The following is a 17,366-nucleotide window of genomic DNA, read 5'->3' on the forward strand; positions in this document are numbered from 1 at the left end:
ACCGAACAGCAGCCGGGCCTACTCAAGACACGCAGGAGCAAGTGGTGATCGAAGAGACCCTCCTCGAGGCCGAGGAGAAGATGGAGAAGGCCGTCGTGGTCGCCAAGGAGGACTTCGCCGCGATCCGCACCGGTCGTGCGCACCCGGCGATGTTCAACAAGATCGTGGCCGACTACTACGGCGCGCTGACGCCGATCAACCAGCTGGCCTCGTTCTCCGTGCCCGAACCGCGCATGGCCGTGGTGACCCCGTTCGACAAGAGCGCGCTGCGCAACATCGAGCAGGCGATCCGCGACTCCGACCTCGGCGTCAACCCGAGCAACGACGGAAACATCATCCGCGTGGTGTTCCCCGAACTCACCCAGGAGCGACGCAAGGACTACATCAAGGTCGCCCGGACCAAGGCCGAGGACTCCAAGATCTCGATCCGGTCCATCCGCCGCAAGGCCAAGGACGCCATCGACAAGTTCGTCAAGGACGGCGAGGTCGGCGAGGACGAGGGCCGCCGCGCGGAGAAGGAGCTCGACGACACCACCGCGAAGTACGTCGCACAGGTGGACGAGCTTCTCAAGCACAAGGAAGCGGAGCTTCTCGAAGTCTGATGAACGACTCTTCCTGGGGAGCGCCGCCACACGCCGGGTACTGGGGGCCGTCCGACGGGGGGCCTGTCCAGGGGGCTGCCCCGGCGGGTCCCGCGTACGATGCGCACCACGCGCAGCAGACTCGCCCCATGCCCATCGTGCCCGACGTACCCGCACATGGCGGGGACCAGGATGACGACCGGGGGGCCGCTCGGCCGGGCGGCCCCTTGTTCCGCGACGAGACGCCACAGGCGCAGCCCCACGGGACGGTGCCGCAGAAGCCGGATTCCATGCCCACGCCCGACGACGCCGCCCAGCCCGCCCCCGCCCCGCAGAAGAAGAGCGCGGGCCGGGACCTGGGCGCGGCCATAGGGGTCGCCATCGGGCTCGGTGCGGTGATCCTCGCGTCGCTGTTCGTCGTCAAGGCCGTCTTCGTCGGCGTGATAGTCGTCGCCGTCGTGGTGGGCCTGTGGGAGCTGACGTCCCGGCTCCAGGAGCGCAAGGGCATCAAGGCACCGCTGGTGCCGCTCGCGCTCGGCGGGGCCGCGATGGTCGTCTCCGGATACGTCCGGGGTGCCGAGGGCGCGTGGGTCGCGATGGCGCTCACCGCGCTCGCGGTCCTGGTCTGGCGTATGACGGAACCACCGGAGGGCTACCTCAAGGACGTCACGGCGGGCGTCTTCGCGGCCTTCTACGTCCCGTTCCTGGCCACGTTCGTCGCGATGATGCTCACCGCCGACGACGGTGCGCAGCGCGTCATGACGTTCCTGCTGCTGACCGTGGTCAGCGACACCGGGGCCTACGCGATCGGCTGGCGCTTCGGCAAGCACAAGCTCGCCCCGCGCATCAGCCCCGGCAAGACCCGCGAGGGCATGCTGGGGGCGGTCGTCTTCGCGATGGTGGCGGGCGCGCTGCTGATGGAGCTCGCGATCGACGACGGCACCTGGTGGCAGGGCCTGCTGCTCGGCCTCGCGGTCGCGGTCAGCGCCACGCTCGGCGACCTCGGCGAGTCCATGATCAAGCGGGACCTGGGCATCAAGGACATGGGCACGCTGCTGCCGGGCCACGGCGGGATCATGGACCGGCTGGACTCGTTGCTGCCCACGGCTCCCGTGGTGTGGCTGCTGTTCGTCGCCTTCGTGGGCTGAGGGCGGGGGCGACGGCGGTGCTGAGAGCGGTCGGAATGTTCCAGTACGGTCCGGGTTTCCTGTGAAACACCTAAGTCGGTCTGAAACCACCCCTTTCGAACCTAAGATCGACTTCGGTGTGGTCGATGTGTCCGGAAGGGGTGGCGTGCATGTGGGGGCGTAGTCGTGCCAGACGCGAGCGGCAGGCCGAAGGGCTGGCAGCTGTCACCGGCCCGGTCGAGGCGGCAGACGCTGCTCATCAGGCGCTGCTGGAGCTGAGCCGGGAGATGCGGGGCGAGCTGGCGCGGCTCGAAGCGCTGCTCGACCGTGGCGACGGGGTGCCCTCGGACACCATCCGGGAGCAGACGCTCGGCGCGGTGACTGTCTTCGCCGACCTGGACGGCGTGTCCCGGCAGTACCAGGAGATCCGTACGGCAACCGTCGAGGCGGCCGAGCACGGCGTCGAGGTGGCCGCTCCCTGGCTGGCGGCGCTCCGGGAGCACACCGGGTCGATGACCGAGCTGGGGGAGACGTTCGCCGGGGTCGGCGAGTCCCTGGCCTACCTCCGCGAACGCACCGAGCGGCTGCGCGCCGACCTGGTCCCGCTGCGCGAGGGGGCCCACGAGGCCCTGCGTGCCGCCCAGGACGAGCTGGCCGCCGCCGAGGGCGCCGACGGCTGGCACGCCTGGCAGACGGCCCTCACCACCCTGGCCACCCGACTGACCGAACTGGACGGCGGCCACGTCGTACCGACGGCCCGACGCAAGGTCAGCGACCACTACCGCGAGCTGGAGCGAGAGGTGGCGGAGCTGCGGGGGGCGATGGCGGCGGCGCCTCGGTGAGTGCGTCTCAGCTCTGCTGAGCTGGCCTTTTGTGCATGCTTCGGATGTTGTCCACAGGGCGGCAAGGGGCTGTCCGGATGTCTGCGACACTGGTACAGCCATGCCTAAGCCCGGAGAACTCACATTCGTCGCCCCGCGCGGAGCCCAGAAGCCGCCGCGGCATCTTGCCGATCTCACGCCCGCCGAGCGCAAAGAGGCCGTTGCCGCGATCGGTGAGAAGCCGTTTCGTGCCAAGCAGCTCTCGCAGCACTACTTCGCGCGGTTCGCGCACGACCCGGCCGAGTGGACGGACATCCCGGCCGCCTCGCGCACCAAGCTCCAGGAGGCGCTGCTTCCGGAGCTGATGACGGTCGTCCGGCATCTGTCGACCGACCAGGAGACCACCCGCAAGACACTGTGGCGGATGGTCGACGGGACGCTCGTCGAGTCGGTGCTCATGCGGTACCCGGACCGGGTGACCATGTGCATCAGCTCGCAGGCGGGGTGCGGGATGAACTGCCCGTTCTGCGCGACCGGGCAGGCGGGTCTTGACCGGAATCTGTCCACCGCCGAGATCGTGCACCAGATTGTTGATGGCATGCGTGCGCTTCGGGACGGGGAGATTCCCGGTGGACCGGCGCGGCTGTCCAACATCGTTTTCATGGGCATGGGTGAGCCCCTTGCCAACTACAAGCGCGTCGTCGGTGCCATCCGTGCGCTGACCGACCCCGAGCCGGACGGGCTCGGGCTGTCGCAGCGGGGGATCACCGTCTCGACCGTCGGGCTGGTGCCGGCCATCAACCGGTTCTCCGACGAGGGCTTCAAGTGCCGGCTCGCCATCTCCCTGCACGCCCCCGACGACGAACTGCGCGACACCCTCGTACCCGTCAACACCCGGTGGAAGGTCCGCGAGGTCCTCGACGCCGGGTGGGAGTACGCGGCCAAGTCGGGGCGTCGGCTGTCCATCGAGTACGCGCTGATCCGGGACATCAATGACCAGGCCTGGCGCGGTGACCGCCTCGGGCGGCTGCTCCGGGGCAAGCCCGTGCATGTCAACCTGATCCCGCTGAACCCGACTCCGGGGTCCAAGTGGACCGCCTCGCGGCCCGAGGACGAGAAGGCGTTCGTCGAGGCGATCGCCGCCCACGGGGTGCCCGTGACCGTTCGGGACACCCGGGGGCAGGAGATCGACGGGGCGTGCGGCCAGCTCGCGGCCACCGAGCGATAGCCTGCGGCCGGCCACCGGGCGGTAGCTCGCGGCCACCGAGCGGTACTCTTACGTCGTACCTACATATCTTCATATTCCGACAGGGGAGCGCCACAGCGCTGAGAGTGCGGGACAGACCGCAGACCCTCTGAACCTCGCCCAGGTCATTCTGGGTAGGAAGTTCGGTCATCACTCAAGCTGTTGCGCCCTGCCCGGGAACCCTCCATGAGGACCCGGGCAGGGCCGCGTCTCTTCCTGGTCATCCCAGGAGGAAAATCCAGTGAATCCCGTGAGCATCACCAAGCAGGTCGCGGCCATCGCCGTCGGGCTGGGGCTCGTCACGCTGTCCGCGTGCGGGTCCGAGGACGGCGGCAGCGGTTCGGCGGCGGAGTCCAAGACCGTCACCCTCGTCAGCCATGACTCGTGGGCCGTGTCGAAGGACGTTCTCGCCGCCTTCGAGAAGCAGTCCGGGTACACCGTCAAGGTCCTCAAGGACGGCGACGCCGGGCAGGCCGTCAACAAGGCGATCCTGACCAAGGACAACCCGCAGGGCGATGTCTTCTTCGGCGTCGACAACACCCTGCTCTCCCGCGCGCTCGACAACGGGCTCTTCCAGTCGTACGAGGTGAAGGACGCCGACGCGATCCTGCCCGCGTACCGGGCCGACGAGGACAAGCACCGGGTCACGCCGATCGACACCGGGGACATCTGCGTCAACTACGACAAGGCCTGGTTCAGCGGGCACAAGCTGACCCCGCCCGAGTCCTTCGACGATCTGATCAAGCCCGCCTACAAGGATCTCCTCGTCACCGAGAACGCCTCCACCTCCTCGCCCGGGCTCGGCTTCCTGCTCGGCAGCGCCGCCAAGTACGGCGACGACGGCTGGACCGGCTACTGGAAGAAGCTCCAGGCCAACGGCGTGAAGGTCGTCGACGGGTGGGAGCAGGCCTACAACGAGGAGTTCTCCGGGTCGGCCGGCGGCAAGAAGGCCAAGGGCGACCGGCCGCTCGTCGTCTCGTACGCCTCCTCGCCGCCCGCCGAGGTGATCTTCGCCGACCCGAAGCCGACCACCGCCCCGACCGGGGTCGCGACCGGCACCTGCTTCCGGCAGGTCGAGTACGCCGGGCTGCTCAGCAACGCCAGGAACAGCGAGGGCGGCAAGGCGCTGCTCGACTTCCTCGTCGGCAAGACCTTCCAGGAGGACATGCCGCTCAACATGTTCGTGTATCCCGTGCGGGAGGGCGCCCAGGTGCCCGCCGAGTTCACCGAGTACGGGCCGCAGGCCAAGGACCCCGAGACCATGGCCCCCGCGAAGATCGCCGAACACCGTGACCAGTGGGTCAAGTCGTGGACATCGCTCGTACTGAAGTAACCCCGGATGCGGGTCCCGAGGCAGGTCCGGCGGTCGGGCGCGGGAAGGGTGTCGCTCTGCGCGGCGCCCTGCTCGTGCTGCCCGTCGTCTTCTTCGCGCTCTTCTTCGCCTATCCCGTCGCCGCCATCGTCGCGCGCGGCCTGCACATCGACGGGGTCTGGCGGTTCGGGCAGATCGGGGACGTGCTGGGGGACTCCGGTATCCGGCGTGTTCTCTGGTTCACCGCCTGGCAGGCGCTCGCGTCCACCGCGCTCACGCTGCTGATCGCGCTCCCCGGCGCATACGTCTTCGCGCGCTTCGATTTCAGGGGCAAGCAGATTCTGCGGGCCGTGGTGACCGTGCCGTTCGTGCTGCCGACCGTCGTCGTCGGTACGGCGTTCCTGGCGCTGGTCGGGCGCGGCGGGCTGCTCGACGAGCTGTGGGGCGTACGACTGGACACCACCGTGTGGGCGATCCTGCTCGCGCACGTCTTCTTCAACTACGCCGTCGTGGTGCGGACCGTCGGCGGGCTCTGGGCGCAGCTCGACCCCAGGCAGGAGGAGGCCGCGCGAGTGCTCGGTGCCTCGCGGTTCGCGGCCTGGCGGCAGGTCACCCTGCCCGCCCTCGCGCCCGCCGTCGCCGCCGCCGCGCTCATGGTCTTCCTCTTCACCTTCACCTCCTTCGGGGTGGTGCAGATCCTCGGCGGACCGACCTTCGCCACCCTCGAAGTGGAGATCTACCGGCAGACCTCCGAGATCTTCGACCTCGGTACGGCCGCTGTCCTGACGATCGTCCAGTTCGTGGCCGTGGGCGCGATCCTCGCCGTGCACGCCGGGACGGTACGGCGGCGGGAGAGCGCGCTGCGGCTCGTGGCGCCTGAGACCACCTCGCGTCGGCCGCGTGGACGGGGGCAGTGGGCACTGCTGGGTGGGGTGCTGGTGAGCATCGCCCTGCTGCTCGTGCTGCCGCTCGGTGTTCTTGTGCAGCGGTCGTTCGATACGCCCGGTGGGTTCGGCTTCGGGTACTACAGAGCGCTCACCAGCGACGACTCCGGGATCTTTCTCGTCGCGCCGATCGCCGCCATCGGGAACTCGCTCCAGTACGCCCTCGCCGCCACCGGTATCGCCGTCGTGGTGGGGTCGCTGGCCGCCGTGGCGCTCACCCGGCGCGATGCCGGGCGGCTCGTACGGGGGTTCGACGCGCTGTTGATGCTGCCGCTCGGGGTGTCGGCGGTGACCGTCGGGTTCGGGTTCCTCATCGCGCTCGACGAGCCGCCGCTCGATCTGCGCAGCAGCTGGATCCTCGTACCGCTCGCTCAGGCGCTGGTCGGGGTGCCGTTCGTGGTGCGGACCATGCTGCCGGTGCTGCGGGCCGTGGACGGGCGGCTCAGGGAGGCGGCGGCCGTCCTCGGGGCCTCGCCCTGGCGGGTCTGGCGCGAGGTCGATCTGCCGATCGTACGGCGGGCGCTGCTGGTCGCGGCCGGGTTCGCGTTCGCGGTGTCGCTGGGCGAGTTCGGGGCGACCGTGTTCATCGCGCGGCCCGACAATCCGACCCTGCCGGTCGCCGTGGCCCGGCTGCTGGGTCGTCCGGGTGACCTCAACTACGGCCAGGCGATGGCCCTTTCGACGATCTTGATGGTGGTGTGCGCGGTGGCCCTGTTGGTGCTGGAGCGGCTGCGGACCGACCGGACGGGGGAGTTCTAACCATGACCATGCTCAGTCTCGAAGGGGCGTCCGTGCGGTTCGGGGCGCGGGCCGTGTTGGACGGGGTCGGCCTCGATGTCGCCGAGCACGAGATCGTGTGTGTGCTCGGGCCGAGCGGCAGCGGGAAGTCGACGCTGCTGCGGGCGGTTGCCGGCCTTCAGCCGTTGGACGCGGGGCGGGTGTTGCTGGACGGGCGGGATCTCGCAGAGGTGCCCGCGCACAAGCGGGGGGTCGGGCTGATGTTCCAGGATCATCAGCTGTTCCCGCAGCGGGACGTCGGAGGCAACGTCGGGTTCGGGTTGCGTATGCATCACGTGTCCAAGGAGCAACAGGGCGTACGTGTGCGGGAGTTGCTGGAGCTGGTGGGGTTGCCGGGGGCTGCGGGGCGGGCTGTTGCCGCGTTGTCCGGTGGGGAGCAGCAGCGGGTCGCTCTTGCTCGGGCGCTTGCGCCTCGGCCTCGGTTGCTGATGCTCGACGAGCCGCTGGGGCAGCTGGATCGGTCGCTGCGGGAGCGGCTTGTTGTCGAACTCCGGGAGCTTTTTGGGCGGTTGGGGACCACCGTGCTCGCGGTCACCCATGACCAGGGGGAGGCCTTCGCTCTTGCCGACCGGGTGGTGGTGATGCGGGATGGGCGGATCGCTCAGTCCGGTACGCCGCTTGAGGTGTGGCAGCGGCCTGTTGACGAGTTCGTGGCGCGGTTTCTTGGCTTCGACAATGTTGTTGAGGCGACGGTGAGTGGGCAGGTCGCGGATACGGCGTGGGGGAAGGTGCCGGTGCCTGAGGGCAGTTTGCAGGGGGTGCGGATGGTGCTTGTGCGGCCTGGTGGTGTGCGGGTGGTGGCTGCCGATGAGGGGTTGCGGTGTGTTGTGGCTGCGCGGACCTTTCGGGGTACGCATGTTGCTGTGCGGCTTCAGCCTGAGGATGTGTCCGGGGGTGCGCCTCGGGTGGAGGCCGCGTGTGCGTTGCGGGAGGCGCCGGAGCCGGGGGATGTGGTTGGGGTGGTCTTTGATGCGGCGGAGACTGTTGTGCTTGGGTGAGCGTGGGGGCTTTTCTCGCCCCCGCCGCCCCTACCCGTCCCATCCCTGGGGGCTGCGCCCCCAGACCCCCCTATCGGCCTGAACGGCCTCGTCCTCAAACGCCGGACGGGCTGAAATGCCCCGGCATTAGGGTTTTGGGTATGACGACGCTCCCGCATGACCGCTACTGCGATGAAATCGCCCATCAGGTCCGACAGTTGAGGGCTGTTGTGACCTCTGGTGTCGATCTGGACGTGACCGTGCCGACCTGTCCCGACTGGTCGTTCGAGCAGTTGGTGCGGCACACCGGTGGTGCCCTGCGGTGGGTGGACACGCTGGTGCGTACGCGGGCCGACGAGAACGTTGATGAGGAGCGGGTGCCTTTGGGGGGTGGGCCTGAGGTTCGGGGGGATGTCGGCGCGCTGGACGCCTGGCTTGCCGAGACCGGGGAGTTGGTCGTCGGGGCGTTGCGTGAGGCCGGGGCGGATACCAAGGTGTGGGCCTGGGCCGGGATCCACAACTCGGGGTTCTGGGCGCGGCGGATGGCCCACGAGATCACCGTCCACCGTGCGGACGCGACCCTCGCCGCCGGGCTGCCGTACGAGGTCGCTGCCGACATCGCCGCCGACGCGATCGACGAGTGGCTGCAGATCGTCGAGTTCGTGCAGCGGACCGATCCGCATGACGCGGCGCGGGAGTTGCGGGGGGTGGGGCGCAGTATTCATCTCCATGCCACGGACGCCGCCCCGGAGTTGAACGCCGAGTGGCTCGTCGAGCTCACCGAGGGCGGTGTCGTCTGGCGTCGCGGGCATGAGAAGGCGACGGTCGCCCTGCGCGGGCCCCTCACCGACGTCCTGCTCGCCTTCTATCGGCGACTCCCGCTGGACAGTCCGGAGTTGGAGGTTCTCGGAGAGCGGGAGCTTCTGGACTTCTGGCTGGAGAGGGCCACCTTCGGCTGACAGCGGAGTGGCCCGCCTCCCTGACGAGGGGCGGGCCACAGCGTACGTACAACCAGATGCCACTTGTGGAACGTCAGCGGTTGCTGGACGCCCCACGACGGCGCATGCCGAAGAAGACTGCGCCGCCGCCGACGGCGACCAGGGCAGCCGCGATGCCGGCGATCACGCCGGTGTTCGAGCTGGCGCCGGTCTCGGCGAGGTTGGAGCTGCCGCCCGCAGGCGTCGGAACGCTGCTCGCGGGGGCACCCGGGGTGCTCTCGTCGGCCGACGGGGTCGGGGTCGCCGACTCCTCGGGCTCCGAGGCCGACGGGGTCGGCGTCGCGGGCTCGGACGGCTCCGGGGTCTCCGACGCCGGCGGGGTCGGAGTCGGGGTCGGCTCCGTCTTGCAGGCGTCGCCCGGCGTGGTCACGTCCGGCTTGATGTACTCGTCGACCTGGTTGCCGGCCTTGACGTGGACGCGGTACGTCGTGTTCGGCGCCCAGTCCTCCGAGAAGTCGACGGTGACGCCCTCGCGGGTGCCCACGACGTCCTCGGTGCCGATGACCTTGTCTCCCAGGTACACGGTGACCGTGGCCGGGGTGCCCGACGGGTCCTTGTCGGTGACGCTGATGACACCGTTTTCGCCGTCGCACTTGGCGACGGCGGAGAACTCACTGATGTTGCAGGCGAACGCGTTGCCGGCGACACCCAGCGCGAGCGCGGCCGAGGCGGAGGCGACACCGAGAAAACGCACGGAACGTGCGGTACGGCGAGATATGGACACGATTGCCCTTCACGGGATGCGCAACTGAGGGGGGTGGAGGGAGTGAAGAGACCTCATCACCTCATCACCCCCAGGAGTCTCACAGGTTTATAAGCGCGGGATAAGGGCTGTCAATCCGTATGCGGGCTACAGGGATTGGTTTTGCCTACCCGTTAACCAGCGAGACGTTTCAAGGCCTCCGGAGCCTCCTCGATCCGGTCGACCAGGGCGATTCGGTCCTCCATCGCCCGCTCCCGCGCGAGTGCCTGGAGCAGCGGCCAGGCGGGCAGCCGCTCGGTCCAGTGCGCGCGGTTCACGAGCACCATGGGCGTGGGCTCGCCGCGCGACTCGTAGTAGTTCGGGGTCGCGTTGTCGAAGATCTCCTGTACGGTCCCGGCGGCGCCCGGCAGGAAGACGACCCCCGCGTTCGAGCGGGCCAACAGGCCGTCCTCGCGGGTGGCGTTGGCGAAGTACTTGGCGATGTGCGATGCGAAGGCGTTCGGCGGCTCGTGCCCGTAGAACCAGGTCGGGATGCCGACCGAGTTGCCGCCCCTGGGCCAGCGTGAGCGGACCTCGAACGCGGCGCGCGCCCAGTCGGTGATCGAGGGCCTGAATGAGGGCGCTGTGGCGAGGAGTTCGCACGCCTCGTCGAGCATGGTGTCCTCGAAGGGCGCCGCGTACGCCCCGAGGTTCGCCGCCTCCATCGCGCCCGGGCCGCCGCCCGTGGCCACTGTGAACCCGGCGCGCGTCAGCTCGCGCCCCAGGCGCGCGGCACCGGCGTACGCCTCGGTCCCGCGTGCCATCGCGTGCCCGCCCATCACCCCCACGACCTGTGTTCCGCGCAGGAGTTCGTCCAGGGCGTCGGTGACGGAGTCGTCGTGGACGGAGCGCAGCATCGAGGCGAAGACGTCGCCGTCGGCCTTGGTGAGCTGGAACCAGGCGTACGCGAGAGCGTCGGGTGTCCGCTCGTAGCCCTTGTCGAGCCCGGCGAACAGCTCGTCCGGCGAGTAGGGATGGCCGCGGTACGGGTCGAAGGGCAGGTCGGGGGCGGGCGGGAAGACCAGGGCGCCGCTCGCGCGGACCTTCGCCGCCGCGTCCTGCCGCATCGGGCAGCCGAGGAAGACGGCGCCCGCGGTGTCGCTGGTCAGCAGTTCCTTCGTACGGTCCGTCAGATCGACTGCCTGGACGCGGAATCCGGCGAGGGTGCCGCGCGCCGAGACCACGGCGTCGAACTCCTCCAGCGTCTCGATCTCACGGTCGTCGTGGTGGGCCGCATGGGCGGGGCTCGTCTGCACCCGCCCATGTAAGCACGGTCCGTGTCAGGGCTTGTCCTAGCCCTGGACGGCCGCCGGGTCCATCCACACGACCTCCCAGGTGTGGCCGTCGAGGTCGTCGAACGAGCGGCCGTACATGAAGCCGAGGTCCTGCGTCTGGCCGGCCGGGGAACCGCCTGCGGCGAGCGCCTTGTCGACCAGCTCGTCGACCTTCTCGCGGCTCTCGGCGCTCAGCGCGACCAGCACCTCGCTGGTCTTCGTCGCGTCCGCGATCTCCTTCTGGGTGAAGGTCGCGTAGAACGCCTTGGTGAGCAGCATCGCGACGATGGTGTCGCTGATCACGATGGACGCGGCGTTGTCGTCGCTGAACTGGGGGTTGATCGTGTAGCCGAGTTCCGTGAAGAACTTCTTCGAGGCGCCGAGGTCGTTCACGGGCAGGTTCACGAAGATCATCTGCTGGTAGGTCGGCGAGGTCATCGGAGTCTCTCCCATTCGTGATGTGTGCTGTTCGGAGGGGTAGACCCGGGGGTCGGGCGGAACTCATCGGTGGGTGCGGATTTTTTCGTACGAGTTCTCGGTACGAGTTTTCTGTATGGGTTCTGTGCGGTTCTGTACGGGTTCAGGTGGTCAGTGGCAGCGCCGCCAGCTCCGCGATCAGGAAGGTCAGCGGGGCGAACAGGGCGAGGAGGGCGCCCGCGCGCAGGGCCGCGGCGGTGCGCAGGGTCGTCGCCGGGGCGCCCAGGCGGAGCAGGGCCGCGGTGGTGTCCGCGCGGGCGGTTCTGGCCTCGGCGGCGGCCGTGAGGAGCGTGGCGACCGTGCAGCCGGCCACGACCAGGGCGCCGAGGGCGGTGAGGGGGCCGAGGGACGGGTCGTCGGCGTCGTACAGGGTGGCCATGGCGTACGCGCCCGAGGCCACCGCGCAGACGACGCCCAGGGGGCGGCCGATGCGGGTCGACTCGGCCATGAGGACGCGGCCGGCGAGGAGGCGGAGGGCGCCGGGGCGGACGGCCTGGAGGAGGCGTCCGCAGAGGTGGGTGAGGCCTGGGCCGGCCAGGGCGAGGCCCAGGGCGGTGAGGGTCCAGCCGGCTAGTACGGCTGCGGGGCTGCCGGTGGCTCCGCCGGGGATGGTGAGGCCGGGGGTGTGGGTGTCTCGGCTGGCGTACGCCTCTACGGCTAGGCCTGCTGCCAGCACCGCGATGCCCCAGGGGAGGTCTCGGGGAGTGGGGTTGGGGGCGGGGAGGGGGTGCGGGTCGGTGGGGGTGAGGTCGTCGGATTCCTGGGCCGGGGATTCAGGGGTGCCCGGGGTGGGGGCTGGGGGGTTGGTCGCGCTGCCCGGCGCTGACGGGGTGCCGCCTGCGCCCACCCGTGCCGCCCCAGCGGCACTGCTGCCCGCAGCTTGTGCGCTTGCGCCCGCGGCTTGTGTGCGTGCCGCAGCCTGTGCGCGTGTGCCCGCGGCTTGGGCGCGTGTGTGGCGGCGTGTGTCCCGTGGGCGCAATGTCAACGCGACCGAGATCGATGCCGCCGCAGGGACCAGGGTCAGCAGGGTCAGGGCTGCTGGGAGGGGGAGGGGGTGGTCGGCGGCCAGGAAGTCCGATGCGTCGCCGTCGAATGGCATGCCCGTCAGGTCGCCTCGCAGGTGGAGGAAGAACAGGAGGGCCAGCATCGAACCCAGGGTGCAGGACAGGGCCGTTGTCGCGGCCGAGACGGCCATCAGACGGACCGGGCCCAGGCCGATCGCCGACAGGCCCGGACGCGGTCTCGTGCCGGGGTCCGTACGGGCCACCGTCACCGCGAAGTGGACCGTGGCCGCGATGGGGGCCACGCACCAGGCCAGCCGCAGGGCCGAGCCGCCGGCCGAGTCCTGGTGGGCGAGGGCGTGGCCCAGGGTGCCGAGGAGGAGGAAACCCGTGGCCGCCGACGCCGTCGCCACCAGCAGACGGCGGAGCTGGACGGCCGACTGGGAGCCGCGGGCTAGACGGAGAGCGAGCACGCCGCCCGGCCTTCCGTATCGGTCCCGGCCCTGGCCCCGGGCTCGCCCCCGGACTCAGTCCCGTTCCCGTTCCCGTTCTCGTTGCCGTCGATCGGGGGCAAGTGGACGGTGTTCACGCGCCGTCCGTCGAGCAGCGAGACCGTGCGGTCCGCCAGCGCCGCCGTGTTCGCCTCGTGGGTCGCCAGGATCACCGTGATGCCGTGCGAGCGGGCCGCTGTCGTCAGCGTGCGAAGAACCTGGGCGCGGTCCGCCTGGTACAGAGGGGCCGTCGGTTCGTCCGCGAAGAGGACCGTGGGGGCCGGGGCCAGTGCCCGGGCGATCGAGACGCGCTGGCGTTCGGACTGGCGCAGCTCGTGCGGGCGCTTGCGGGCCCGGTCGCCGATGTCCAGGCGTTCCAGCCACTCCAGGGCCGCCGTCTTGGCGCGCCGGCGGCTGGTGCCGCGCAGCATGAGAGGCAGGGCCGCGTTCTCCCAGACGTTCAGTTCCGGTACGAGGACGGGGGCCGGGTCGATCCAGCCGAACCGGTCGCGGCGCAGCCGTTCGCGGGCGAGCGGGCCCATCGTGTGCACGGGCACGCTGTTGAACCAGACCTCGCCCCGCTGCGGCCGTACCAGGCCCGAGAGGCAGCGCAGCAGGGTCGTCTTGCCGCTGCCGCGCGGGCCGCTGACGGCGAGGATCTCGCCCTCCCGGACGCCGAGCGAGACACCGCTCAGCGCCGGCGAGCCGTCGTTGTGCTGGAAGTGCAGGGCGCGTGCCCAGAGCACGTCGTTGTCCGGCGGGGCCACCATCGCGTACACCTCGGTTCAGATCAGAAATGCCGTGCGGATCGCGGGTGGAATCCGCGAAATCCCCCGTGCGGGGGAACGAAGGCAGGGCCGATCGGTTACAGGCACGCTAGGTTTTCGGCGGCGCGAGGCCGGACAGCACACGGCCCGGGTACGCCCGTTCTCACTCGTACGGGTGTACTCGGGCCGTATGAACAGCTGAATCGTCGGAGTCGGACCGCTGGGGCTACAGCTTCGTCCACGCCTCCGTCAGCGTCGCGCGCAGGATCTGTTCGATCTCGTCGAACGTCTCCTGGTTGGAGATCAGCGGCGGGGCGAGCTGGACGACCGGGTCGCCGCGGTCGTCGGCACGGCAGTACAGGCCGTTCTCGAAGAGGGCCTTGGAGAGGAAGCCGTAGAGGATACGTTCCGTCTCCTCCGCGTCGAAGGACTCCTTGGTCGCCTTGTCCTTGACCAGTTCGATTCCGTAGAAGAAGCCGTTGCCGCGGACGTCACCGACGATCGGCAGGTCGTACAGCTTCTCCAGGGTCGAGCGGAACGCGCCTTCGTTGTCCAGGACGTGCTGGTTGAGGCCCTCGCGCTCGAACAGGTCGAGGTTGGCGAGGCCCACCGCCGCCGAGACCGGGTGGCCGCCGAAGGTGTAGCCGTGCAGGAAGGTGTTGTCGCCCTTGTAGAAGGGCTCCGCGAGGCGGTCCGAGATGATGCAGGCGCCGATCGGGGAGTAGCCCGAGGTCATGCCCTTGGCGCAGGTGATCATGTCCGGTACGTAGTCGAACTTGTCGCACGCGAACATCGTGCCGAGGCGGCCGAAGGCGCAGATGACCTCGTCCGAGACGAGCAGGACGTCGTGGCGGTCGCAGATCTCGCGGACCCGCTGGAAGTAGCCCGGCGGGGGTGGGAAGCAGCCGCCCGCGTTCTGGACCGGTTCCAGGAAGACCGCGGCCACCGTGTCCGGGCCCTCGAAGAGGATCTCCTGCTCGATCTGGTCGGCGGCCCAGCGCCCGTATGCCTCCGGGTCGTCGCCGAAGAGCGGGGCGCGGTAGATGTTGGTGTTCGGGACCTTGTGGGCGCCGGGGACCAGCGGCTCGAAGGGGGCCTTGAGGGCGGGGAGACCGGTGATCGACAGGGCGCCCTGCGGGGTGCCGTGGTAGGCGACCGCGCGGGAGATGACCTTGTACTTGGTGGGCTTGCCGGTCAGCTTGAAGTACTGCTTGGCGAGCTTCCAGGCGGTCTCGACGGCCTCGCCGCCACCGGTGGTGAAGAAGACCTTGTTGAGGTCGCCGGGCGCGTAGTCGGCCAAACGTTCCGCCAGCTCCACCGCCTTCGGGTGGGCGTACGACCACACCGGGAAGAAGGCCAGCTCCTGGGCCTGCTTGAAGGCCGCCTCGGCCAGCTCCACGCGGCCGTGGCCGGCCTGGACCACGAACAGCCCCGCCAGACCGTCGAGGTAGCGCCGGCCCTTGTCGTCGTAGATGTACGTGCCCTCGCCCCGGACGATCGTCGGGACGGGCGCGTTCTCGTACGACGACATGCGGGTGAAGTGCATCCACAGGTGGTCGTACGCGGTGCGGCTGAGGTCCTTGGGGCTGTCGGATGTCGTCACGGTTATCGGGTTCCCCACATGTAGGTCTGCTTCTTGAGCTTGAGGTAGACGAAGCTTTCGGTGGAGCGCACGCCGGGCAGGGCCCGTATGCGTTTGTTGATGACGTCCAGCAGATGGTCGTCGTCCTCGCAGACGATCTCGGCGAGGATGTCGAAGGAGCCCGCGGTCATGACCACGTACTCGACTTCCGGCATGGCGCTCAGCGCGTCGGCCACCGGGTCCAGGTCGCCGTCGACGTTGACGCCGACCATCGCCTGCCTGCGGAAACCCACGGTGAGCGGGTCCGTGACGGCGACGATCTGCATCACGCCCTGGTCGAGCAGCTTCTGGACACGCTGGCGCACGGCCGCCTCCGAGAGGCCCACCGCCTTGCCGATCGCCGCGTACGGCCGGCGGCCGTCCTCCTGGAGCTGTTCGATGATGCCGAGGGAGACGGCGTCCAGCTGGGGCGTGCCGTTCCTGGGCTCGCGGGCGTCCCTGTGCTCTGCGCTTCGACTGGCCACGCGCTCACTGTGCACGAGGGGTCGACGGTTTCGCAAGGCTCGATCGATGAAATTCGTTGTCGATGGGTGCCTGTCTTGCGGATTTCGCAGCCCATGGGGGATCGGGGGTGTTGAAAACGTCGGACTGCGGAATAGGGTGGGTGTCTCAGTCAATGGACACCCGAGAGTCATTGGACACCTGAACTGGAGGGCCGGCAGTGAGCACCGAGCTGCGTCGTCTGCGCAACTACATCGATGGTGAGTTCCGGGACGCCGCCGACGGGCGGACCACCGAGGTGGTCAACCCCGTGACGGGCGAGGCGTACGCGACCGCGCCGCTGTCCGGGCAGCCGGACGTCGACGCCGCCATGGCGGCGGCCGCCGCCGCTTTCCCCGCCTGGCGCGACCAGACTCCGGCCGAGCGGCAGAAGGCCCTCCTGAAGATCGCGGACGCGTTCGAGGAGCGCGCCGAGGACCTGATCGCGGCCGAGGTGGAGAACACCGGCAAGCCGATCGGGCTCACGCGGTCCGAGGAGATCCCGCCGATGGTGGACCAGATCCGCTTCTTCGCGGGTGCGGCCCGGATGCTGGAGGGGCGCAGCGCCGGCGAGTACATGGACGGGATGACGTCGATCGTCCGCCGGGAGCCGGTGGGCGTCTGCGCGCAGGTCGCGCCCTGGAACTACCCGATGATGATGGCCGTATGGAAGTTCGCCCCGGCGATCGCGGCCGGCAACACGGTGGTGCTCAAGCCGTCGGACACGACGCCCGCGTCCACGGTCCTCATCGCCGAGATCATCGGTTCGGTCCTGCCCAAGGGTGTCTTCAACGTCATCACCGGTGACCGTGAGACCGGGCGCCTGATGGTCGAGCACAGGACGCCCGCGATGGCGTCGATCACCGGTTCGGTGCGGGCCGGTATGCAGGTCGCCGAGTCCGCGTCGAAGGACCTCAAGCGCGTCCACCTGGAGCTGGGCGGCAAGGCGCCGGTCGTCGTGTTCGAGGACACCGACATCGCCAAGGCCGTCGAGGACATCTCGGTAGCGGGCTACTTCAACGCGGGCCAGGACTGTACGGCGGCCACGCGCGTCCTCGTCCAGGAGTCTATCCACGACGAGTTCGTCGCCGCGCTCGCGAAGGCCGCCGCCGAGACGAAGACCGGGCAGCCGGACGACGAGGACGTGCTGTACGGACCGCTCAACAACCCGAACCAGCTCAAGCAGGTCACCGGCTTCATCGAGCGGCTGCCCGCCCACGCGAAGGTGGAGGCGGGTGGCCACCGGGTCGGTGAGAAGGGCTACTTCTACGCCGCGACCGTCGTGTCCGGGCTGAAGCAGGACGACGAGATCATCCAGAACGAGGTCTTCGGGCCGGTCATCACCGTCCAGTCCTTCACGGACGAGGCGCAGGCCGTGGAGTGGGCCAACGGCGTGGACTACGCCCTCGCCTCGTCCGTGTGGACGAAGGACCACTCGCGTGCGATGCGGATGTCGAAGGTCCTGGACTTCGGCTGCGTGTGGATCAACACCCATATCCCGCTGGTCGCGGAGATGCCCCACGGCGGCTTCAAGAAGTCCGGCTACGGCAAGGATCTGTCGGGGTACGGGTTCGACGACTACACGCGGATCAAGCATGTGATGACGTCGCTCGACGGCTGACGGTCCGGTCGCTGGTCGTTCAGGTGTGTGTGCGGCCCCGGGCGGGAGTCCTCCGTCCGGGGCCGCA

16 protein-coding genes are annotated in these 17,366 nt (G+C 69.5%); 9 read left to right on the plus strand and 7 right to left on the minus strand.

All coding sequences use genetic code 11. The features are described from left to right. The first annotated feature begins 44 nt into the window (after positions 1-44). The 8 genes from frr (at position 45) to ACWCRB_RS01735 (ending at position 8,765) form a co-directional block, all read left to right on the plus strand. A complete protein-coding gene (frr, locus tag ACWCRB_RS01700) occupies positions 45-602 on the plus strand; it encodes a ribosome recycling factor (protein ID WP_053739750.1) in 558 nt (185 codons plus the stop codon). Continuing rightward, positions 602-1,729, plus strand: a complete 1,128-nt coding sequence (locus ACWCRB_RS01705) for a phosphatidate cytidylyltransferase (RefSeq protein ID WP_450994092.1) — start codon at positions 602-604, stop codon at positions 1,727-1,729. The genes frr and ACWCRB_RS01705 overlap by 1 nt, the downstream gene beginning before the upstream one ends. Before the next feature lie 149 nt (positions 1,730-1,878). Then, positions 1,879-2,550 carry a hypothetical protein gene (locus tag ACWCRB_RS01710; RefSeq protein ID WP_450994093.1) on the plus strand — a complete coding sequence of 224 codons (672 nt, stop codon included), beginning with the start codon at positions 1,879-1,881 and terminating at the stop codon, positions 2,548-2,550. 100 nt (positions 2,551-2,650) lie between these two features. Beyond that, positions 2,651-3,757 carry a 23S rRNA (adenine(2503)-C(2))-methyltransferase RlmN gene (gene rlmN / locus ACWCRB_RS01715; protein WP_235474542.1) on the plus strand — a complete coding sequence of 369 codons (1,107 nt, stop codon included), beginning with the start codon at positions 2,651-2,653 and terminating at the stop codon, positions 3,755-3,757. Between the two features lie 268 nt (positions 3,758-4,025). Then, positions 4,026-5,108 carry a thiamine ABC transporter substrate-binding protein gene (locus tag ACWCRB_RS01720; protein ID WP_450994094.1) on the plus strand — a complete coding sequence of 361 codons (1,083 nt, stop codon included), beginning with the start codon at positions 4,026-4,028 and terminating at the stop codon, positions 5,106-5,108. Next, the gene (locus tag ACWCRB_RS01725; protein WP_450994095.1) at positions 5,084-6,790 is read left to right on the plus strand and encodes an ABC transporter permease; all 1,707 of its coding nucleotides are present in this window, start codon (positions 5,084-5,086) and stop codon (positions 6,788-6,790) included. Before ACWCRB_RS01720 ends, ACWCRB_RS01725 begins: the two co-directional genes overlap by 25 nt. 2 nt (positions 6,791-6,792) lie before the next feature. Further along, complete coding sequence (locus ACWCRB_RS01730; protein ID WP_450994096.1) at positions 6,793-7,827, plus strand: ABC transporter ATP-binding protein; 1,035 nt, start codon at positions 6,793-6,795, stop codon at positions 7,825-7,827. Positions 7,828-7,967: 140 nt separating this feature from the next. Then, on the plus strand, positions 7,968-8,765 hold the full coding sequence (locus ACWCRB_RS01735) for a maleylpyruvate isomerase family mycothiol-dependent enzyme (RefSeq protein ID WP_450994097.1): 798 nt from the start codon (positions 7,968-7,970) through the stop codon (positions 8,763-8,765). A gap of 73 nt (positions 8,766-8,838) precedes the next feature. Here the strand turns inward: ACWCRB_RS01735 and ACWCRB_RS01740 are convergent, their stop codons facing one another. The 7 genes from ACWCRB_RS01740 to ACWCRB_RS01770 form a co-directional block, all read right to left on the minus strand. After that, complete coding sequence (locus tag ACWCRB_RS01740) at positions 8,839-9,528, minus strand: LAETG motif-containing sortase-dependent surface protein (protein WP_450994098.1); 690 nt, start codon at positions 9,526-9,528, stop codon at positions 8,839-8,841. Positions 9,529-9,680: 152 nt separating this feature from the next. Next, the gene (locus tag ACWCRB_RS01745; protein ID WP_450994099.1) at positions 9,681-10,802 is read right to left on the minus strand and encodes an LOG family protein; all 1,122 of its coding nucleotides are present in this window, start codon (positions 10,800-10,802) and stop codon (positions 9,681-9,683) included. A gap of 36 nt (positions 10,803-10,838) precedes the next feature. Continuing rightward, entirely contained in the window at positions 10,839-11,258 is a 420-nt protein-coding gene (locus ACWCRB_RS01750; RefSeq protein WP_369033211.1) for a VOC family protein, read from the minus strand. 142 nt (positions 11,259-11,400) lie between these two features. Next, positions 11,401-12,771, minus strand: coding sequence for a hypothetical protein (locus ACWCRB_RS01755; protein WP_450994100.1), 1,371 nt, complete (start codon positions 12,769-12,771; stop codon positions 11,401-11,403). After that, positions 12,753-13,559: an ABC transporter ATP-binding protein gene (locus ACWCRB_RS01760; RefSeq protein ID WP_450994101.1), complete on the minus strand. Its 807-nt coding sequence runs from the start codon at positions 13,557-13,559 to the stop codon at positions 12,753-12,755. Before ACWCRB_RS01760 ends, ACWCRB_RS01755 begins: the two co-directional genes overlap by 19 nt. A 223-nt stretch (positions 13,560-13,782) precedes the next feature. Further along, a complete protein-coding gene (locus ACWCRB_RS01765; RefSeq protein ID WP_450994102.1) occupies positions 13,783-15,177 on the minus strand; it encodes an aspartate aminotransferase family protein in 1,395 nt (464 codons plus the stop codon). Beyond that, complete coding sequence (locus ACWCRB_RS01770; RefSeq protein WP_235474533.1) at positions 15,162-15,677, minus strand: Lrp/AsnC family transcriptional regulator; 516 nt, start codon at positions 15,675-15,677, stop codon at positions 15,162-15,164. The genes ACWCRB_RS01765 and ACWCRB_RS01770 overlap by 16 nt, the downstream gene beginning before the upstream one ends. 182 nt (positions 15,678-15,859) lie before the next feature. Here ACWCRB_RS01770 and ACWCRB_RS01775 point away from each other — a divergent pair, with 182 nt between their 5' ends. Next, entirely contained in the window at positions 15,860-17,299 is a 1,440-nt protein-coding gene (locus ACWCRB_RS01775; protein ID WP_450994103.1) for a gamma-aminobutyraldehyde dehydrogenase, read from the plus strand. Positions 17,300-17,366 lie beyond the last annotated feature (67 nt).

It is taken from the genome of Streptomyces sp. NPDC002156 (assembly GCF_053593675.1).